The sequence below is a fragment of the Murinocardiopsis flavida genome (assembly GCF_003014485.1).
Classification (GTDB): domain Bacteria; phylum Actinomycetota; class Actinomycetes; order Streptosporangiales; family Streptosporangiaceae; genus Murinocardiopsis; species Murinocardiopsis flavida.
Genome location: NZ_PYGA01000016.1, coordinates 81,934 through 100,153 on the forward strand (window position 1 = coordinate 81,934; position 18,220 = coordinate 100,153).

The following is an 18,220-nucleotide window of genomic DNA, read 5'->3' on the forward strand; positions in this document are numbered from 1 at the left end:
CATATACGTCCGTATGAGACAAATGTATGAACCATCGGTTATGCTCTCGCTGTGGGACATCGAGAAGATCTGCTCGCCGGCGCGAAGAAGTGCCTGCTGGAGCGCGGATACGCACGCACGACGGCCCGCGACATCGTGGCCGCCTCCGGCACCAACCTCGCCTCCATCGGCTACCACTTCCGGTCCAAGGACGCCCTGATGATGACGGCGCTCTTCGAGGTGCTGGAGGGGTCGATGGAGCCGTCCGTCCCCGCCGCCGAGGGCGACCCCGAAGCACCGTGGGACTTCGAGGCCGATCTCGACGAGGTCATCGGCTCCTTCGTCGACAAGCGCCCGTACTGGGCGCTCAGCATCGAGGTGTACGCGCAGACCCGCGACAACCCCGATCTTCAGAAGGTGTTCGCCGACTACTTCCAGATCATGCGCGCCGACCTCGCCCGGAAGCTCGTCGGCGCCGACGCCGACGACCACGCCGAGCGCACCGCCGGGTCGGCCTACCTGGCGATGCTGTCGGGGCTGTCACTGCAATGGATGATCGACCCGGAGCGGGCGCCCTCGGCCAAGGAGCTCGCGGCCGGACTCCGCACGGTCGCCGACCGTATGGACGGCGCCGACCGCCGGAAGGACGACGCCGACGGCGCGGACGGCTGAGGGCTTGGAGAACGCTGATGGCGCGGGCGGCCGAATCCGGCGGCTCCGCGGACTGTGACCGCACGGGCGGCCGACCGCGCACGCCCCCGCGACACTGTCGGCACCCTCTGCGAAGGTGGGACCATGACCCCGCGCGGGCCCCGTGCATGGGCCGTGCGCTGCGACGACACCGGGAGGACCGCCATGTGCCGCAACATCCGCCGCCTGCACAACTTCACCCCGCCCGCCACCGACACCGAGGTCCACGACGCCGCCGTACAGTACGTACGCAAGATCAGCGGGTCCACCGCGCCCTCGGCCGCCAACCGCGAGGCGTTCGACCGCGCGGTCGAGGCCGTCTCCGCGGCGACCACCGAGCTACTCGAGTCCCTGGTGACCTCGGCACCCCCGCGCACCCGCGAGGAAGAGGCGGCCCGCGCCAAGGAGCGCGCCCAACGCCGCTTCGGCACGGCCGCCCAGAACTAGCCGCACCGCGGCGAGCGCCCTTCGCTCCACGACCGCCCTTCAGCCCCGCGGACGTCGAAGGCCGCCGCTCCGCGCGCAGCGCGAGCGGCTGCGCGCCGCCCACACCGTCCACTTCCCCGAAATCGGCCCTGCCATCCGGGCCAATCACCGGGCAGAGACACTCATTGGCCGAGCGGGATGGTCGAGGACCGCGCCGATGGACGCCGGACGCTGGACCGCCCGTCCCGTAGACCGCCGCGTCCCCCGCGGCCGACCGTCAGCGGTGGGGAATGGGGACGCCCGCGGAACGGAGTTCGGCCTCGACCAGCGCGTTGAGCCGGACCCAGGCCGGCGCCTCATCTTCGCGGTGGTGGTTGATCAGCCGGTACCGGACAGCGGTGTCGGGCCCGGCCCTGAAGCCTGCCGGTGTCGTCAGCAACTCGCGATCGGCCAGCAGGTTGGCGGCGATGGCGGCGGCGAGTTCCTCGATCCGGGGGTCGTCGGCCGCCCAGGACTCCGCCGCCACACTGCGCTTGATCAGGTCGACGTACTCGGGGTCGTCCAGCCGGTGTTCGAGGTTGGTCAGGAAGTGGTCCGCGCCCTCCGGCGACAGCGCCCGGAACAGCACCAGGGCTTCGCGCTGGCCGGCCACATAGTCGGGACTGAAGCCGAGGCCGGTCATCCGGTCCAGGACCGCGAGGGCGCGGTCGGACAGCAGGGCCCGGTCGTCGGCGAGCCGGTGCAGCGTGTCCCGCCGGGCGGTCAGTTCCGCGATCCGCTCGGTCAGGCGCCGTTCGACGCCGGTGAGGGCGGCGGCGAACTGCTCGGGGCCGGCGTCGAGTAGCGACGCGATCTCCGCCAGCGGCACTCCGGCGGTGGCCAGCGTCCGGACCTGGACCAGCCGCAGCAGGTCGTCCGATCCGTACCGGCGGTAGCCGGAGGTGTCTCGCCGCGGTTCGGCGACAAGGCCGTGCCGGTGGTAGTGCCGCACGGTCTTGACCGTGACACCCGCGAACGCGGCCGCCTGCCCGATCGTGACACCGTCGGCCCGACGCCCCGTCATCGGCCCGGCCCGCGCGCGTTGTCGCGGCCGGCCGGTTGACCTGCGGTCCCGACCGGCGTGTCGTCATCCGGTGTAATGCTCCCGGGTGAATCGGAAGATCTCCCCGGATCGACCGGGTTCGCCGTGGTCACCCGACGATTGTGCACCTTGACCCCGGGTCAGGGACAAGCTTCCTGCCGCGGGGCACAGCGGTGCGCACGGTCCCGCCTCCCAGCGCGCCGCCCTCCGGTCATGGGCCGCCGAGGTGACGCGAAAGTCGGGGTTTGACCTTGACCCGAGGTCAATGTGGACGCTCGAGGCCATGAACGAAACGAACAGCGTCAACCACGACAGTGCTACGACCAGCGGGCAGGAGCGCCCGGAACTCCAGGCGGCGATCCAGGACATCGTCGACTCCGGCTTCGCCGGAATGCAGCTCCGTGTGAACGAACAAGGGCGCGAATGGGTCGGCAGCGCCGGGGTGCGCAAGCTGGGCGAGACCGCCAAGCCGCCGACCAACGGGCACTTCCGGATCGCCAGCACCACCAAGACCCTGGTCGCGACCGCGGTCCTGCAACTGGTGGCCGAGGGCGCGATCGGATTGGACGACCCGGTGGCCGACACCCTGCCCGAGTTCGGGCTCGACGGGCGGGTCACGGTGCGCATGCTCCTCCAGCACACCAGCGGGGTGTTCAATTTCACCGGCGAATTCGACCCCGACGGGACCCTCCTGCCGGGCATCCCCGCGCTGGGCCAGGAGTACGTGGACGCCCTGTCCCACACCTACCAACCGCAGGACCTGGTCCGGCTGGCGCTGTCCAAGCCGGCCCGGTTCGAGCCGGGAACGGACTGGGGCTACTCCAACACCAACTACGTGCTGGCCAGGCTGCTGATCGAGAAGGTCACCGGCCGCACGATCGCAGCCGAGATGCAACGGCTGATCCTGCACCCGCTGGGGATGTCGAACACCGTGCTGCCGGACGCCTCACCGGAGATCCCCCACCCGCACGCCCACGGTTACTACTGGTACGAGGACGCCGGCCGGCCGAAGGTGGCCGACGTCACCCGCATGAACCCCTCCTGGGCCTCCAGTTCCGCCGACATGATCTCGACCACCAAGGACCTCCACACGTTCATCTCCGCGCTCATGGGCGGCCGGCTCCTGCCGGCCCCACTGCTGGCCGAAATGCGCACGCCGCACCCCAAGAGCGGCGACTTCCGCTACGGCCTGGGGCTGTTCGTCGAGGACACCGGCCGCGGCGGCACCGTCGTCCACCACAACGGCGGCTTCGCCGGATGGGCGGCGATGATGTACAGCACACTCGACGGCGGCACGACCCTCACCGCATCGCTCACCTTGGGAGACGCCGAACTCGACTTCACCACCGTGGCCAAGGCATTCGAACAGGCGAAGCAACGGCTCGTCACAGAGGTCTTCCACGGCGGAAAGGCCGACGAGACGCCCGCCCCGGCGGCAGACACGACGCCCTGAGCACCCCGCCCTCCGGCCGCCCCAAGGGGCGGCCGGAGGGCGGATCCACCGCCCCGATTCCGCGGAAGGGCCATGCGATGTCGTCAACGGCGAGAAACGGTTCGTCGGCCACTGCCGCGGGCGTTGCCCCGGTGAACGCCTTGACATCCCGATGCAGGTGGGACTGGTCGGCGTAGCCGCCGTCGGCCGCGACCCGGGCCGCGCTTTCCCCCGCGACCAGGCGGTGGGCGGCATGGTCGAAGCGGACCAGTGACACGGCGCGCTTGGGCGGCAGGCCGAGCTGCGACCGGAACCGGGACCACAGCCGCTTCCGGCTCCACCCGACCTCGGCCGCGAGCCCGTCGATCCGGGTCAGGCCGCGGCCGGCGAGGATCCGGTGCCAGGCCCAGGCGACCTCCGGGGCCACCGGCGGCCCCTCCTCGTACCGGCGGGCGAGCAGCGCGTCCGTCAACGCGAATCGGTCCTGCCACGACGACGCATCGCCCAGCCGCTCGCGGATCCGCGCCGCCTCCCGGCCCCACAGGTCGGGAAGGGACACGATGGCGCCGTCGAGGTCGGCGGGAGAGGTGCCCAGAACCGCGCGTGCGATCACCGGGGACAGGCGCACCTGCACGCACGCGACGTTCTCACCCCGCGCCTGGACCGCGCCTCCGGACCCGAGCCCGGGACCGGCGACGACGCTTCCCCGGTGCTGCCCGGCGGCACTGTCGAGGACGGCCGAACCGGCACCGAACTCCAGGAGCAGTGTCACGGCCGGGTGCGGGACCATCCGGAGGGTGTCGAGGTCACGAACACGGAATCCGGCCATGGTCACCCCGGCCACCCGGCTGGGCCGCCGGGGGGAGGCGACGCCCCATACAGCCGCACCGTGCATGAACGTCCGCACGGCCCCATGCTATGTGAGGCAGGCTGAGGGGGACATTCGTCCAATCCATCGGCGCATACCGTCGGAGACAGTGGGCTCATGACTGCTTCCGACGGCGGCCCGCACGTGAACGGCGGCGCCCAGACCACTGAGAGTTCGACCCTGTCGCTGGAGGACGGCGACATCCATGTGTGCCAGGACGGTCCACGCGAGGCCCCCGCGCTCCTGCTCATCCACGGGTCCGCGTCCTCGGCCCGCTCTTGGGCCCCTATGGTCCCGCTGCTGGCCGGATCGCATCGCGTCATCCGGATCGACCTGCTCGGGCACGGTCGGTCCGCCAAACCGGCCGACCGCGGCTACGCGATCCCGGACCAGGCGCGCCGCGCCGCCGCGGCACTGGACCGGCTCGGCGTCGAGCACGCCGTGGTCGTCGGCCATTCCAGCGGCGGCGTGGTGGCCACCGCCCTCGCCGAGGATCGGCCCGACCTGGTGACCGCGCTCGCGCTCGTCAACACCGGACCCAGCCTGGACGCCTTCATCCCATCGGAGGCCGCCGTGATCGACCCCGTGCAGTGGCCGCCGAGCGACGAGCAGATCCGCCGGTTCGCAAGCACCGGGTTCAGCCGCGCGGGCTACCGGGTTCCGGACGAGCTCTTGGACGACGTGCGCGACATGACCTACCACTCGCTCACCACGACGATGAGGGGCACCGTCGCCTACCTGGAGCAGCGGGCGCTGCCGGATCGGCTGGCGGTCCTGGGCAAGCCGCTCCTGGTGGTCTTCGGCGCGGACGACCGCCGATGGCGGGCCTCGTCCGCCGCCGACTACCGCGCCGTTCCGGGTGCGGAGGTCGAGTTGCTGCCCGGTCTCGGGCACTCGCCCCTGCTCGAAGATCCGCCGCGGACCGCAGCTCCCCTGCTGGTCTTCACCGCGGCCCACGCCGTTCGGGCGGGCTGAGAGACCGGAGGGGCGCCACGCGTCGACGGGCTCCCCGGGTATCCGCTCCTGCCGCACGGCCCACTCGCGGACCTGAGCCGGCGCACCCTGCCGCCGGAGTATCGGCGGCAGGGCCGTGCGAGGTCGAGCGTCAGGTGGTGGTCCAGGGGCGGAGTTTTTGGGGGTTGCGGATGCCCCAGATCTGGGTGATGCGGTCGTCGACGACGTCGAACGCCACCACCGCGGCGGTGGCGCCTTCGTACTGCACCACCAGACCGGGCTGGCCGTTGACCGAACGCTCCACGACGGTCAGGCCGGGAGCCCGGACAGCGAGGTCGATGACCGCGCGCGCGACCCGCTCGGCGCCCTCGACCGGCCCCAGGATGGCGCTGACCAGCCCGCCACTGTCGGCGACCGTTGTGGCGTCGGGGTCGAGGAGGCCGATGAGGGCCTCGATGTCCTTGGCCTCCCACGCCTCCTTGAAGGCCCGGACGACGTCGGCACGCCGGGCCGCCGAGGTCGCGGGCGCCTGGGTTTCGCGGACACGGCGGCGGGCCGACGTGGCGAGCTGGCGGCAGGCCCCCGGTGTGCGGCCGACGATCTCGGCGACGTCGGCGAAGGGGTAACGGAACACGTCGTGCAGGATGAACGCCACCCGCTCGGCCGGGGTCATCGATTCGAGGACGACGAGGAACGCCATGCTCACCGACTCGTCCAAGGTGACCCGGTCGGCCGGATCGGCCGGGTCACTCGTCGACGGCCCGGTGTTCCACTCCGCGCGGTCGGGCAGCGGCTCCGGGATCCACTCCCCCACGTAGCTCTCCCGCCGGGCCCGCGCCGAGCCGAGCAGATCCAGGCAGATGCGCCCGGCGACCTTGGTCAACCAGGCGCCGGGGGCGGCGATGGCGTCCTGCTGCTCGGGCGACATCGCGTACCAGCGGGCGTAGGTCTCCTGCACGGCGTCCTCGGCGTCGGCGAGTGAACCCAGCAACCGGTACGACAGGTTGATCAGGTGCCGCCGCTCGCTCATGATCGCGCTCAGGCCCGGATCGGGTCGGCCGCCGTGCGGCCCGGATTGGGTGGTCATGGTGTCGACGACTCCCTTGCTCGCAGCTGCCCTCTCCCTACCGACGGCGCAGCCCCGCGGTTTGTGAGGCGCGGCCGCGCCTCACAAACCGCGGGGCTGCGCCGTCGGACCTCTGAGACACCGCAGGACGGACAAGGGAGGAAGAACCCGATGAGCGACACCAAGGCTATCGCCGACCGTTTCGAGATCGAGGCGCTGCGCGGCGAGTACGCCGACGCGGCGATGATGGGCGACTACGACCGCCTCGCGTCGCTGTTCACACACGACGCCCTGCTGCGCATCCCCACCATCGCCGAGTTCACCAGCAGGGAGGAGATCCGCGCCGGGATCGAACGGCTCCGGAGCAACTGGGAGGTCTTCATGCACCTCGTGCACCCGGGCACGATCCAGGTCGACGGTGACACCGCCACCGGCCGCACCTACATCACCGAGACCGGGCGCTTCCACGACGGGCGCGTGCACCTGAACCACTCCATCTACCACGACCGCTACCGGCGCACACCCGACGGCTGGCAGTTCACGCAGCGCATCTACGAGGTGCGGTACCGGGAGGACGACGGCGTCCCGGTGGACCCCATGTCCGCCGTTTCGCTCTAGCGCGCTCCACCGCACAGCCGGCCCGCGTAGCGGGCCAGGGCCACCGGCACGCGCACTCGCGCCGGTGGCCCGGACCGCGTCCGCACCGCACCGCGAGCCGCCGCACCCCCTGCACCGCGACACGGCCCGATCGGTACCGGCGCCGCCGCCCCCTTCCCGGGCCCTTCGGGAGCGGTCGACACCGGCCCGGTCTGGATGCGGCGCCTCCAGGTCCCCATGCAATGAGGAGAAGCCTTGATGAACGTGTTCCTGTGGATCGTCGCCGCGGTGCTCGCAGCGACGTTCCTGGGCTCCGGAGCTATGAAGCTGCTCACCTCCACGGAGAAGCTCACAACGCTGGGCCTGGGCTGGGCGGAGGACGTCGGTACGGGGATGGTCAAGGCGATCGGCGTGCTGGAACTCCTCGCCGCGGCCGGGCTCACCCTCCCCCCGCTCCTCGGTATCGCACCGGTCCTCGCGCCGTTGGCGGCGATCGGCCTGGTGCTGCTGATGCTCGGCGCCGCGCTCACCCACCTTCGCCGCAAGGAGCCGCAGGGGATAGCGGTCAGCCTGACCCTCGCCGTCCTGGCCATCACCGTGGCCTGGGGCCGCCTCGGGCCGTACCCCTTCGGCGCCTGACCGGCCGCGCCGCCTCCTCCCGGGTGAGTCAGGCGCCGGGCGCGGCCGCGATGACGAGGACGCTGAAGGCGAGCACGATACTGACGGGGGTCTGCACCAGCCGTTCGCGCCTGCTGCGCGAGATCGAATTCGGGACGATCGCGACCGCGCAATAGGCGAACAGCACCCACGTGGCCACGACGATTACGCCCGTGCTGCCACCGGGAAGCACACCGGCCCGGCTCATCAGCAGGAGGGCGAAGCCGACGTAGAGCACGATGGCGGCTGCGGCGGCCCGTCGCAGCCGCGGTGTCGCAACGCGGTGCTGCCCGCCCCAGGCGTACTCCCCGACCGGTCGGCCGGCGATGATGAGGACCTGCATCACGGCAAGCCCGATCAGGACGGCGAGCGCGACCGCGATTGCGGCGGTCGTCATCGGTGCCCGCTCCCCCGCTCCGCGGTCCCCTCGTCCGGCGCGAGCTCGCCGAGCAACTGCTCCAGCCACCTCACCATTTCCGCACTCGCGCGCACGCCGTAGTCGAGGGTCGCGCGCGGATACCGCTGTGTCGCGGTGGCGTCTCCGGGAGCGCCCAGCGTGGTGTCGACCGCCCGGATCTCCGCGAGGTCGGCGAGGGCGCGCCGGTGCAGTGCGAGGAGCACGTCCTTTCGCTCCGCGGTGGTTTCGAGGACGCCGAGCAGCAGGACGCGCGCCAGCATCGACGCCTCCGAGTCCTCGCTCGGCTGCGGCCGCCCCATCCACTCCCGCCAGGCCCCTCGCCCCTGGCCGGTCGCCGCGTACCGCTTCGCGTTGCGCGGCGCACGCGGCTCGTCGACCTGCGCGATGTCGCCGGCGGCGTGCAACTGCCGCAGCGCCCGGTGGATGCTGCCGTAGCTCGCGGCGTAGATGTGCGTGAGACCGGCGTCGAACCGGGCGTGCAGCTCATAGAGCGACAGGGGCTTCGCGATGAGGAGACCCAGAATCAGGAATTTCACACCCGACAACATATCTCATAGATAGGTGAGCGGGCGAACGATCGCCCACCCGGCCCCCGGCCCCGGACCGTCGGCCCGCGCCGCGCCTGCGGCGGCGCCTCAGTGCTGGATCAGGCCGCCGACCGGGACGGGAGCGACGTGGCCCGTCGGCGGGGCGGTCCGCGCCAAGGCGAGTCCGATGTCGACCAGCGATGACCGGTGGAGGCCGGCCACGTCGGGGATCGGCGTCCAGACCGTCGCGACCGTCTCACCGCTGGGTTCGGGCCGGAGCGTGCCGCCGGTGATGCGGACCCGGTAGAAGATGCCGACGTTCTGGTGCTCGACCCCCGCTCGTGCCGCGGCCGCGGGGATCACCCGCGAGTCGACCCCCAGCAGGCTCTCGACCTCGGCCGTGCAGCCGGTCTCCTCGGCGACCTCCCGGATCACCGTGTCGAACGGGTCCTCGGCGTGCTCGACCCGACCGCCCGGCAGCGTCCAGGTCCCCGACGCATGCCGGGCGAGCAGCACCCGCCCGTCCCCGATGCACACGGCGTAGGCCGCCAGCCGGAACCCGCGCCGCTTCGGCCCGCTCGCGACCGCCTCGGACGGACCGCCCGTCCTGTCCATCCCGCTCGTCCCAATGCTCATCGGATCATCCTGGCCCATTCCGCCCCGGCACCCGCAGCCGCGGCGGCGGCCGCCGCACGTGGCCTTATTCCGCTTCGCGCCGCCCACCCGGTCCAGGATGCTGTTCTTTCCGTCGAGGGGGAAGAGCCGGTCGTCGCGTCTGTTCCCGCCCCACTCGCGGACGAAGATCCGGGCGCCGGCCGTGCGGTCCCAGTACTCGTTGCCGGTCTCCGTGTCGTCCTCGTCGTCCTTCGTGCCCTTCCGCGGCCACGGCGCGGGGGGTTCGGCCCGGTCGGCCACGCGGTGTCGTCCTTTCTTCCCGGGTGCGCACAACACCCGGAGATCGATCGCGGAAACCGTACCGTCCGCCCCGGCGGCCCCACCCAGGTGCCCGTCGCCCGGCCGACGCCACCGACGGGAGAAGCCCCCAGGTCGGAGACCTGAGGACTTCGAGGTGCCGTGGGCGCCGGGGACACCGGCGGGGTCAGAGCCGACCCACCCCGGGCAGGAACCGTCCCGTGCGGCGTGCGTAGCCGGGGTACCCGCCGGGGTGGGTGCGTCGGAGGTAGGGCTCCTCGACGCCGCGGACCTGGATCTGCACCGCCGCGACGAACACGCCCAGCGCCGCCACCGACAACAGGGACGGCACGGCGGCGACCATGCCGCCCAGCAGCACGCCGATCGCGGTGAAGATCGGGTTGCGCACCAGCGCGAAGACTCCGCCGGTGACCAGTTCGGTGTGTTCGGAATCGTCCACTCCGATGCGCCAGGACGCGCCCATTGCGGTCTGGGACGCCAGCACCAGTGCGAGGGCGAGGGCCATGAGCGCCACACCGCCCCAGCCCACTGCGGTGTGCGGCTGCGCCAGCGGGGGGGACGCCCGCCAGGGCAACTGCCGGGGCGGCCGCCCCCAGGAGCGTGGCGGCGATGAACGGGGCGGTGCCCCACCAGGCCGGGGACAGCGGCGCGGTGTCGGGTCGGCGGAAGCCGGTGTCGCCGGTGCGCCGCCATGCGATGAGGGTGCGCAGTCCGAACGCCAGGAGCAGGGCGGCGAGGTAGAGCAGGAGCGCGGCGAGGGCCACGGTGTTCCTCCGATCGGTCGCCGGACCAGGGGGCCGAGCGACCGGGTCCGGGGGGCGGGGTCCAGGGGGGTGGGATTCGGTGCGGGGTTCGGGGGCGGGGTGTCAGTCGGCGGTGCAGCAGGAGCAGTCGGGCCCGCACCCGCACGCGTCCTCCCCCGCTGCGGAGGGCCGGGCGGTGAGGGCGATACCGGCCGGGGCGCAGCAGGCGTCCCCGCGCCATGCTTCGCGGCCCTCCTTCACGGCCATCGCGGCGATGACCAGCGCGACGACCGGGTCGGCCCAGGCCCAGCCCAGGAGCGCGTTGGCCAGCAGCCCGATGAGCAGGGCGGCGGAGAGGTAGGTGCACAGCAGGGTCTGCTTGGAGTCGGCCACCGCTGTGGCCGAGCCGAGCTCGCGCCCGGTGCGGCGCTGGGCCAGGGACAGGAACGGCATGACGGCCAGGGAGGCGGCGGCGAGCACGATGCCGGGAGTGGAGGGTTCGGCCTCGCCCGACCCGGCGAGGGAGCGCACGGCCTCGAAGGCGACGTAGGCGGCGAGGGCGAAGAACGAGACGGCGATGACGCGCAGCGCCCGGTGTTCGCGGGCCTGGCGCACGGCGGCGTCGCGGGCGGAGAACTGCCAGGCCACCGCGGCCGCCGAGGACACCTCGATGATCGAGTCCAGGCCGAAGCCGATGAGCGCGGTCGATGAGGCCAGGGCGCCGGCGGTGATGGCGACGACGGCTTCGACGAGGTTGTAGGCGATGGTCGCGGCGACGAACAGCCGGATCCGGCGGGTCAGCACCGCCCGGCGCTCCTCGGTGGGGCGGGCGGCGGCGGGCGCGGCCATCAGCAGCAGCCCTGCGCCTCGGCGTCGGGGCAGGTCTTGTCGGTCTCCACCGCGAGGACGGCTGAGCGCAGGTCGTCCAGGGCGTGGCCCAACCGGGCGTCGGCCAGTTCGTAGCGCACCCGGCGGCCCACGGGCACGGTGACCACGAGCCCGCAGTCGCGCAGGCACGCCAGGTGGTTGGACAGCCGGGTGCGGCTGATGCCGAGCGCGTCGGCCAGCTCGGCCGGGTGCGCGGGGGCCTGGCGCAGCGCGAGGAGGATGCGGCAGCGGATGGGGTCGGCCAGGGCGCGCCCGAAGCGGGCGAGGGCGTCGATGTCGGTGGCGATCGTCAGCATGCCCCGACAATACATCTGATCCTGAATCCACGAAATAGTGGATTCAGGAGATCGTGTCTGGGCACGTGGGCCCGGCTGTCGGCTGTCGGCCGTCGGCTGTCGGCCGTCCGGTGGACGGTGGACGGTCGCCGCGGCGGATCGGAGTGCGCGCGGGCCTCGTCCGGCGGGGGTCGCGGGCGCGCACCGGGGCGGCGGCGGCCGGATGCGGGTACCCAGGACTCAGCACGTGTCCGGTGTCGAGAATGCGGCGCCGGCTCCGTCCCAGGTACACCAGCGGCCACGACGGGCCGCGCGACGATGAAGGAGAACCACCATGGCGATCCAGCGGATGGACAACGTCGGCATTGTCGTCGGCGACCTTGACGCGGCTGTTGCGTTCTTCGCGGAACTGGGCATGGAGCTGGAGGGCAAAGCGCAGGTCGAGGGCCCCTGGGCGGACCGCACCGTCGGACTCGACGGCGTCCGCTGCGACATCGCGATGATGCGGACCCCGGACGGCCACAGCCGGCTCGAACTCGCGAAGTACCTCTCCCCCGCGGCGATCGGCGACGCGTCGCACCACCCGCCGCACAACACGCTGGGCATGCACCGCGTCATGTTCGCCGTGGACGACATCGAGGACGTCGTCGCCCGCCTGCGCAACCACGGCGCCGAACTCGTCGGCGAGCTGGCCCGGTACGGGGACAGCTACCGGCTCTGCTACGTCCGCGGCCCTGAGGGCATCATCGTCGCCCTGGCCGAGCAGCTCGCTTGACAGCCCCGCGCGACCGACCGGAACGGCCCGTTGGACGAGCCGCAGCAACGACCAGGAGAGAGACCACCATGCAACCGGACGATGTCACCGAGGTACTGAACCGGCCGATGAGCCGGGAACTGCTGGCGCGCGACCTGACCCGCTTGGCCTACGTCGCAAAGGACGGCGCACCCCGCAATGTCCCGATCGCGTTCGCGTGGAACGGCGCGGAGATCGTCATGTGCACGACGAGGAACGCGCCGAAGCTCCCGGCCTTGCGCGACAACCCGGCGGTCGCCTTGACGATCGACACCGAGGTGCACCCGCCCAAGATCCTGCTCGTCCGCGGCCGGGCCGAGCTGGACTATGTCGACGGCATCCCGGACGAGTACCTCCAGGCGAACACCACCTACGAGATGACCCCCGAGCAGCGGGCCGAGTGGGAGGCGGAGGTGCGTTCGCTCTACCACGACGGCATGGTCCGGATCGTCGTGACCCCGAACTGGGCGAAGCTGATCGACTTCGAGACGACCCTGCCGAGCGCGGTCGAGGAACTGGTCCGGCTGCGGGAGGAGCGCCGGAACGGCTGAGCGGCGCGCGGCCGCGCGCGGTGGGTGGGTCGTCCGCCCCGTCCCACCGCGGCGCGCGGCCGGCTCGTCCGCGACGTAGCCGGAGGCGTCGCCGTGGACGAAATCGACCCGGTCGGCGACGCCGAGTTCGGCGGCGCGGGCCCGCGCCTGGTCGGTGAACACCGTGCTGATGTCCACGCCGGTCCCCGTGACGTGGTGGTCGCGTGCCCAGGTGCACAGCATCTCGCCCGATCCCGCGGCGAGGGGTTTTCGGGTCGAGGCTGCGTCGCCGCCGGGTGCGCGGCCCGCCGGCCTCGGCGATCCCCGTCCGCCGAGACCGCTCCACGACCGAGCTACCGGCACGTGGGCCCTCGTGTCACTTCCGCCAGAACAGGTGGTGCGTCACGCCGCTCGGGCTGGGCACGATGTCCAGGTGGAAGCGGTCGAGCAGTTCGTCGGGGGACTCCCAGAGCCGTGCCCCGGAGCCGAGCTTCGTCTTCGAGACCGCCACATGCAGGGTGTCGACGAGGTCGGCGTCGAGGAACTGCCGGATGAGCGATGCTCCGCCGCCGAGTCTGACGTCCTTGCCCTGCGCTGCGTCACGCGCCTGTTCGAGGACGGCGGCCGGGTCGCCGCCGACGAAGTGGAACGTGGTGTCGGAGAGCGTGAACGAAGGGCGCGTGTGGTGGGTCATGACGAACACCGGGGTGTGGAACGGCGGCTCGTCGCCCCACCAGCCGACCCAGTCGTGGTCGTGCCAGGGCCCGCGCTGAGGGCCGAACTTGTTGCGGCCCATGATCTCGGCGCCGATGTTGCGGGCGAAGTCGCGTGTGAAGTAGTCGTCGAGCCCGCGGCTGCCGCCGGGGTCGGTGCGGTTGGGCCAGTTCGCCGTGGCGCCGGCCCAGGCGAACATGTCGCCGGGGTCGGCGTGGCCGAACGGCCGCTCAAGGCTCTGGTTCTCGCCGGCACCGAACCCGTCGCTGGAGACGGTGAAGTTCTGGACGCGCAGCAGTTGACTCATGTGGCTCCTCCATGTCGCCGATCATCCATCGACCGCCCGGCCCGACACTGTGCCCGCGTGCGGTCTGCTTCCCGCAGGTCATCGCCCTCCACCCTGCGATCGCCGCGATCCTCGCAGAGGCCCCCGACAAACAGACAGCCAACCCGCCCGGACTCGGCCGCGCTGCCGAAGACAGCACCCTTCGCCACCCTCGCGAGAGCGCCCCATCAATCCCCATCCCCCGCACCCGCTATGAGGACGTGTACTCGCGGTGCGGGATCGCGAGTCCCCAGGCGTTCTCAAGCCGGGGTCTTGCAGCAGAAGGACGAACGCGCCGACTGGCTGTTGCGGGGGCATGACCTCAGCGGCGGTACAAGCGGCTTTCGAGACCACGGGCCCGATCCGGCAGATCGAGATCAGCGAGCGTAAGCGGCTCTATCGGGGTACGTGGGCCTGGTCGGTCAGCCGGCGGGTGAGGAGTTCGTCGAGACGTTCCCATGCCGGGCAGTCGATGCCGAGGTGCCCGGTGAGGATCTCGATGGTCTCGTGCGGCACCCGGTCGAAGGAGGGGAGGTCGGAGGCCATCGTCATGCGCTGGGTCAGCCGTGCTGCTGCGGCGGCGAGCTGGTCGAGGCGGGGATCGTCTGGGCTCCAGTCGATCGCGTCGTCGTAGCCGCGGAGCATGGCGACGTACTCCTCGTCGTCCAGCAGGGCGGTGCGTGTGGGCAGGATGCTTCGGGTGATGTCCGGGGCGACGGCGTAGCTGAGGATGAAGCCGTCGCGGATGGCGTGCTCGTGGCGTTCGGACAGGCCGATGGCGCGCAGGCGCTCCATGTACTCGATTGCCTCGGCTGGGAGGCAGAGCCGGTCGGGCTGGTCGAGGTGGCGCAGCCGGGTCCGGCGCTGCTGGAGTCGGCGGATGTGGTTGCGCAGCTCCGTGTCGATCCGGTCGATCTGTTCAGCGGTGTCCTTCTCGGTGTCCGCGTTGAGCACGTCGGGGATACGGGCCAGCGGGACGCCGGCCTGGGCGAGGGTGACGATGCGGGTCAGGTCGATGATCGCCTGCGCGTCGTAGCGCCGGTACCCGGAGGCGTCGCGTTCTGGTTCGGGCAGCAGGCCCTTGGCGTGGTAGACGCGGATGGCCTTGGTCGATACGCCGGCATGGGCGGCGAGTTGCCCGATCGTCAGCATCCTCCATTGTCGCACTTGACCTTGCCCCAAGGGCAAGGTCTCAGGCTGGTTCCATGACCGATCACAACGTCGATGAAGACACCCTTCGCGCACTCGCGGACGAGGGCAACCAGACCGCGCAGGACCGGCTCGCCGACCTCGCCGATACGCGCAGTGATCTGGACGCGCTGTCCGAACTGCTCGATGAGGGCAACGAGTACGCAGGACGCCTGCTGACCCGCCGCGCCGTGGAGAACCGCGACCTTCGCGAACTGCAACGGCTCTCCGACGCCGGCAGCCCGGACGCCGAGATGGAGCTGGAACGGCTCCTTGGCTAAGGACGCCAGTCGTGACCGGCAATGCGTCGGGACAGACCGCAACCGCGATCGTCGCATGGGGGTATTCCGAGCGGTCGCCGCGCCGCGTTCACCGGTTGGCGGCGAGCACCGCCCCGAGGCCCTCTTGCAGGTCCTTGACGAAGTACTCCGGGACCTCCAGGGCCGGGAAGTGTCCCCCGCGCTCGGGCGTCCGCCAGCGGACGATCTGCCGGTACCGCTGCTGCGCCCAGGGGCGCGGGCACTTCTCGACGTCGCGTGGGTACATCGTGAGTGCCGAGGGGACGTCGACCCGGAGTTCGGGGTCCAGCGAGTTGTGGCTTTCGTAGTAGATGCGGGCCGCCGACGCGCCGGTCCGCGTCAGCCAGTACAGGGTGACGTCGTCCAGAACGCGGTCTCTGGAGATCGTCTCGAACGGGCTGTCCTCGGTGTCCGACCACTCGGCGAACTTGTCGAGGATCCAGGCGAGGAGCCCGACCGGCGAGTCGACGAGCGAGTAGCCGATGGTCTGCGGCCGGGTGGCCTGCTGCTTGGCGTAGGCCGCGCGGTGGCGCCAGAAGTGGCGGGTCTCCTCGGTCCACGCGCGTTCGACCGCCGTCAGCCCGTCCGTCGACAACCCGGGCGGCCCTTCCGCGAACGTCGTGTGGATGCCGAGGACGTGCGCCGGGAACCTGCCGCCGAGGACCGTGGTGATGTTGCCGCCCCAGTCGCCGCCGTGGGCTGCGAACGTGCCGTAGCCGAGCCTCCCCATCAGTTCCACCCACGCGGCCGCGATCTTCTCGGTGCCCCACCCGGTGGCGGCCGGCTTGTCGCTGTAGCCGAAGCCCGGTAGCGACGGGACCACGACGTGGAACGCCGGCGCGGCCGCATCGGTCGGGTCCGCCAGCTCGTCCACGACATCGATGAACCGGGCGATGCTGTCCGGCCAGCCGTGCGTCATGAGCAGAGGGGTGGCGTCCGCGCGCGCGGATCGGCGGTGCAGGAAGTGGATTCCCAGACCATCGATGGTCGTGCGGAACTGGCCGATCCGGTTGAGGCGCTCTTCGAACGACCGCCAGTTGTACCCGGTGCGCCAGTAGTCCACGACGTCGACGAGGTCGGCGAGCGGGACGCCCTGGTCCCATCGGCGGGGGCCGGGCGCGGTGCGGTCGACCGTCTCGGCCTCCGGGAGCCGCGCCGCGGCCAGTCGCGCACGCAGATCGTCGAGGTCGGCGTCTGGTGCGTGGGCTTCGAACGCGTGCACGTCGCTGGCTGGGCGGGGCATGGGACCTCCTGGCCTTCGCGGAACCGGATACGACTTTTCGCGAACCGGCTAAGACGGTTCTAGCATGGTGCCATGTCAGCCTGCAACCGGCTAAGGTGGTTCCATGCCTGCTGGATTCCCCGACTTCCGCCTCGGTACTGTCCTGGCCACCAGCTTCACGGCGACGCTGACGGAACGGCGCGGCGACGCCGTAGAGCGCATCCCCGCGCCGCACCGGCTCGTTGACTGGCTGGCGGTGAACGGCCTCGCCGTGGACTCCTGCACCGACGCTCAGCTCGACCTCGCTCGGGAGCTGCGGGAGGCGATTCACGCCGCCGCGACGGCGGCCGCGGCCCAGGACACTCTTCCCGCGCCTGCCGTCCAGGTCATCAATGACCGCAGCGCCGAGGGCCGGGCCGCGGCGATCCTGACGCCCGAGGGCGAGCGGCAGTGGCGCCTCAGCTCGGCGTCCCGCGTGGAAGACGCCCTCAGCGTGATCGCCGCCGACGCGATCAGCGTCATCTCGGGCGAACGAGACGGAAAACTGGCCTTGTGCGCGTCGCCGACCTGCCAAGCCGCCTTCTTCGACACCAGCCAGAGCCGCACCCGCAAGTGGTGCGACATGAACACGTGCGGGAACCGCCAGAAGAAGGCACGCTTCAACGCCAACCAGCGCAAAAACCCCAGTTCAGCCCAGTGATCGTCACCCCTGGTCCATGCAAAGCCAAGAAGCCTCCAGGCGAGGGGCCTGGAGGCTTTGGGGTCGGCGGGGAACGGTGAGGGGGTTAGAGGCAGTCGCGCTTAAGGTCGCTCAGGAACGCGGCCCATGCCTGGGACGAGTACGCGATGTGACCGAGGCTCCGGTGCTGCGTGTCCCGAACGAAGACCGTGTCGCCTTCGGCGACCTCGACGCAGCTTCCCTCGGGCGCGCTATAGCTGCTTTTGTGCCACGCGCGCGGGTTAGTCATGGACACCACCACGCCTTAAGTCGCTCACGAACGCCACCCATGCCTGGGGCGGATACGCGATGTGGCCGAGGTCCCGGTGCCGGGTGTCGCGTACGAGGACAGTGTCGCCTTCGGCGACCTCGACGCAGCTTCCCTGCCCCCCGCTGTAGCTACTCTTGTGCCACGCGCGCGGGTCAGTCATGGACACCACGCCTCAGGTCGTTGAGGAACACGGCCCATGCCTGGTGCGGGTACGCGATGTGGCCGAGATCCCGGTGCTGGGTATCGCGTACGAGGACGGTAGCGCCCTCGGCAACCTCGACGCAGCTTCCCTTCTCAGCGCTGTACGTGCTCTTGTGCCACTCGCGCGTGTCAGTCATGGACACCACGCCTGAAGGTCGCTCACGAACGCCACCCATGCCTGGGGCGGATACGCGATGTGGCCGAGATCCCGGTGCTGGGTATCGCGTACGAGGACGGTAGCGCCCTCGGCCACCTCGACGCAGTTGTTGTTGCTGCCGTTGCTGTAGCTGCTCTTATGCCAGGCGTGCTGGGCGTCCATCGGCATCTCCCTGTGCGCGCAGGACAGTCGTCGGGCAACCGCTTGTGGCTACATCATGGCGGCGCGGCAGGTTCACAACAAGGACAAGCCTCCAGGCGGGGCCTGG

The 18,220-nt window shown here is 71.3% G+C and carries 26 protein-coding genes; 10 read left to right on the forward strand and 16 right to left on the reverse strand.

Annotation, left to right across the window (positions count from 1 at the left end; all coding sequences use genetic code 11):
• Window positions 1-51 precede the first annotated feature (51 nt).
• Window positions 52-651 carry a TetR/AcrR family transcriptional regulator gene (locus CLV63_RS21375; RefSeq protein ID WP_106584955.1) on the forward strand — a complete coding sequence of 200 codons (600 nt, stop codon included), beginning with the start codon at window positions 52-54 and terminating at the stop codon, window positions 649-651.
• Window positions 652-774: 123 nt separating this feature from the next.
• On the forward strand, window positions 775-1,116 hold the full coding sequence (locus CLV63_RS21380) for a DUF2277 domain-containing protein (RefSeq protein ID WP_245928964.1): 342 nt from the start codon (window positions 775-777) through the stop codon (window positions 1,114-1,116).
• 256 nt (window positions 1,117-1,372) lie between these two features.
• On the opposite strand, the gene CLV63_RS21385 is transcribed toward CLV63_RS21380, so the two are convergent.
• Entirely contained in the window at window positions 1,373-2,158 is a 786-nt protein-coding gene (locus CLV63_RS21385; protein WP_106584956.1) for a MerR family transcriptional regulator, read from the reverse strand.
• Window positions 2,159-2,459: 301 nt separating this feature from the next.
• Here CLV63_RS21385 and CLV63_RS21390 point away from each other — a divergent pair, with 301 nt between their 5' ends.
• Window positions 2,460-3,629 carry a serine hydrolase domain-containing protein gene (locus CLV63_RS21390; RefSeq protein WP_106585070.1) on the forward strand — a complete coding sequence of 390 codons (1,170 nt, stop codon included), beginning with the start codon at window positions 2,460-2,462 and terminating at the stop codon, window positions 3,627-3,629.
• On the opposite strand, the gene CLV63_RS21395 is transcribed toward CLV63_RS21390, so the two are convergent.
• Window positions 3,562-4,515: a helix-turn-helix domain-containing protein gene (locus CLV63_RS21395; RefSeq protein ID WP_106584957.1), complete on the reverse strand. Its 954-nt coding sequence runs from the start codon at window positions 4,513-4,515 to the stop codon at window positions 3,562-3,564. The genes CLV63_RS21390 and CLV63_RS21395 overlap by 68 nt on opposite strands.
• A gap of 78 nt (window positions 4,516-4,593) precedes the next feature.
• Between CLV63_RS21395 and CLV63_RS21400 the strand changes: the two genes are divergently transcribed.
• Entirely contained in the window at window positions 4,594-5,451 is an 858-nt protein-coding gene (locus CLV63_RS21400) for an alpha/beta fold hydrolase (protein WP_106584958.1), read from the forward strand.
• Between the two features lie 130 nt (window positions 5,452-5,581).
• Here the strand turns inward: CLV63_RS21400 and sigJ are convergent, their stop codons facing one another.
• Window positions 5,582-6,517, reverse strand: coding sequence for an RNA polymerase sigma factor SigJ (gene sigJ / locus CLV63_RS21405; RefSeq protein WP_106584959.1), 936 nt, complete (start codon window positions 6,515-6,517; stop codon window positions 5,582-5,584).
• Between the two features lie 150 nt (window positions 6,518-6,667).
• On the opposite strand from sigJ, the gene CLV63_RS21410 reads away from it, so the two are divergent.
• The gene (locus CLV63_RS21410; RefSeq protein ID WP_106584960.1) at window positions 6,668-7,114 is read left to right on the forward strand and encodes a nuclear transport factor 2 family protein; all 447 of its coding nucleotides are present in this window, start codon (window positions 6,668-6,670) and stop codon (window positions 7,112-7,114) included.
• Window positions 7,115-7,351: 237 nt separating this feature from the next.
• A complete protein-coding gene (locus CLV63_RS21415; RefSeq protein WP_106584961.1) occupies window positions 7,352-7,732 on the forward strand; it encodes a DoxX family protein in 381 nt (126 codons plus the stop codon).
• 28 nt (window positions 7,733-7,760) lie between these two features.
• Here CLV63_RS21415 and CLV63_RS21420 read toward each other — a convergent pair whose 3' ends face one another.
• The 6 genes from CLV63_RS21420 to CLV63_RS21445 form a co-directional block, all read right to left on the reverse strand.
• Window positions 7,761-8,147, reverse strand: coding sequence for a hypothetical protein (locus CLV63_RS21420; protein ID WP_106584962.1), 387 nt, complete (start codon window positions 8,145-8,147; stop codon window positions 7,761-7,763).
• The gene (locus CLV63_RS21425) at window positions 8,144-8,704 is read right to left on the reverse strand and encodes a PadR family transcriptional regulator (RefSeq protein WP_170134293.1); all 561 of its coding nucleotides are present in this window, start codon (window positions 8,702-8,704) and stop codon (window positions 8,144-8,146) included. The genes CLV63_RS21420 and CLV63_RS21425 overlap by 4 nt, the downstream gene beginning before the upstream one ends.
• Before the next feature lie 99 nt (window positions 8,705-8,803).
• Window positions 8,804-9,610: an NUDIX hydrolase gene (locus CLV63_RS34660; protein WP_245928965.1), complete on the reverse strand. Its 807-nt coding sequence runs from the start codon at window positions 9,608-9,610 to the stop codon at window positions 8,804-8,806.
• A 184-nt stretch (window positions 9,611-9,794) separates the two neighbouring features.
• Window positions 9,795-10,133 carry a methyltransferase family protein gene (locus CLV63_RS34665; protein WP_245928975.1) on the reverse strand — a complete coding sequence of 113 codons (339 nt, stop codon included), beginning with the start codon at window positions 10,131-10,133 and terminating at the stop codon, window positions 9,795-9,797.
• Between the two features lie 361 nt (window positions 10,134-10,494).
• Window positions 10,495-11,220 carry a cation diffusion facilitator family transporter gene (locus CLV63_RS21440; RefSeq protein WP_106584964.1) on the reverse strand — a complete coding sequence of 242 codons (726 nt, stop codon included), beginning with the start codon at window positions 11,218-11,220 and terminating at the stop codon, window positions 10,495-10,497.
• The gene (locus CLV63_RS21445) at window positions 11,220-11,555 is read right to left on the reverse strand and encodes an ArsR/SmtB family transcription factor (RefSeq protein WP_106584965.1); all 336 of its coding nucleotides are present in this window, start codon (window positions 11,553-11,555) and stop codon (window positions 11,220-11,222) included. The genes CLV63_RS21440 and CLV63_RS21445 overlap by 1 nt, the downstream gene beginning before the upstream one ends.
• 328 nt (window positions 11,556-11,883) lie before the next feature.
• On the opposite strand from CLV63_RS21445, the gene CLV63_RS21450 reads away from it, so the two are divergent.
• Both CLV63_RS21450 and CLV63_RS21455 read left to right on the forward strand, forming a co-directional pair.
• On the forward strand, window positions 11,884-12,309 hold the full coding sequence (locus tag CLV63_RS21450; protein WP_211301418.1) for a VOC family protein: 426 nt from the start codon (window positions 11,884-11,886) through the stop codon (window positions 12,307-12,309).
• A gap of 68 nt (window positions 12,310-12,377) precedes the next feature.
• On the forward strand, window positions 12,378-12,878 hold the full coding sequence (locus CLV63_RS21455; RefSeq protein ID WP_106584967.1) for a pyridoxamine 5'-phosphate oxidase family protein: 501 nt from the start codon (window positions 12,378-12,380) through the stop codon (window positions 12,876-12,878).
• A gap of 355 nt (window positions 12,879-13,233) precedes the next feature.
• Here CLV63_RS21455 and CLV63_RS21465 read toward each other — a convergent pair whose 3' ends face one another.
• Together CLV63_RS21465 and CLV63_RS21470 are read right to left on the reverse strand one after the other, a co-directional pair.
• The gene (locus CLV63_RS21465) at window positions 13,234-13,878 is read right to left on the reverse strand and encodes a dihydrofolate reductase family protein (RefSeq protein ID WP_106584968.1); all 645 of its coding nucleotides are present in this window, start codon (window positions 13,876-13,878) and stop codon (window positions 13,234-13,236) included.
• A 414-nt stretch (window positions 13,879-14,292) separates the two neighbouring features.
• Complete coding sequence (locus CLV63_RS21470) at window positions 14,293-15,048, reverse strand: MerR family transcriptional regulator (RefSeq protein ID WP_106584969.1); 756 nt, start codon at window positions 15,046-15,048, stop codon at window positions 14,293-14,295.
• Window positions 15,049-15,101: 53 nt separating this feature from the next.
• Here CLV63_RS21470 and CLV63_RS21475 point away from each other — a divergent pair, with 53 nt between their 5' ends.
• Window positions 15,102-15,365, forward strand: a complete 264-nt coding sequence (locus CLV63_RS21475) for a hypothetical protein (RefSeq protein WP_106584970.1) — start codon at window positions 15,102-15,104, stop codon at window positions 15,363-15,365.
• Window positions 15,366-15,453: 88 nt separating this feature from the next.
• On the opposite strand, the gene CLV63_RS21480 is transcribed toward CLV63_RS21475, so the two are convergent.
• Window positions 15,454-16,626, reverse strand: coding sequence for an epoxide hydrolase family protein (locus tag CLV63_RS21480; protein ID WP_106584971.1), 1,173 nt, complete (start codon window positions 16,624-16,626; stop codon window positions 15,454-15,456).
• A gap of 103 nt (window positions 16,627-16,729) precedes the next feature.
• Here CLV63_RS21480 and CLV63_RS21485 point away from each other — a divergent pair, with 103 nt between their 5' ends.
• A complete protein-coding gene (locus CLV63_RS21485; RefSeq protein WP_106584972.1) occupies window positions 16,730-17,305 on the forward strand; it encodes a CGNR zinc finger domain-containing protein in 576 nt (191 codons plus the stop codon).
• 85 nt (window positions 17,306-17,390) lie between these two features.
• Here CLV63_RS21485 and CLV63_RS21490 read toward each other — a convergent pair whose 3' ends face one another.
• Genes CLV63_RS21490 through CLV63_RS21505 form a run of 4 tightly spaced genes read right to left on the reverse strand, consistent with a single transcriptional unit; the run spans window position 17,391 to window position 18,114 of the window.
• Complete coding sequence (locus tag CLV63_RS21490; RefSeq protein ID WP_106584973.1) at window positions 17,391-17,573, reverse strand: DUF397 domain-containing protein; 183 nt, start codon at window positions 17,571-17,573, stop codon at window positions 17,391-17,393.
• Complete coding sequence (locus CLV63_RS21495) at window positions 17,566-17,754, reverse strand: DUF397 domain-containing protein (protein ID WP_106585072.1); 189 nt, start codon at window positions 17,752-17,754, stop codon at window positions 17,566-17,568. The genes CLV63_RS21490 and CLV63_RS21495 overlap by 8 nt, the downstream gene beginning before the upstream one ends.
• The gene (locus CLV63_RS21500) at window positions 17,747-17,971 is read right to left on the reverse strand and encodes a DUF397 domain-containing protein (protein WP_342751420.1); all 225 of its coding nucleotides are present in this window, start codon (window positions 17,969-17,971) and stop codon (window positions 17,747-17,749) included. Before CLV63_RS21500 ends, CLV63_RS21495 begins: the two co-directional genes overlap by 8 nt.
• The gene (locus CLV63_RS21505; RefSeq protein ID WP_106584975.1) at window positions 17,929-18,114 is read right to left on the reverse strand and encodes a DUF397 domain-containing protein; all 186 of its coding nucleotides are present in this window, start codon (window positions 18,112-18,114) and stop codon (window positions 17,929-17,931) included. Before CLV63_RS21505 ends, CLV63_RS21500 begins: the two co-directional genes overlap by 43 nt.
• Window positions 18,115-18,220: the final 106 nt, after the last annotated feature.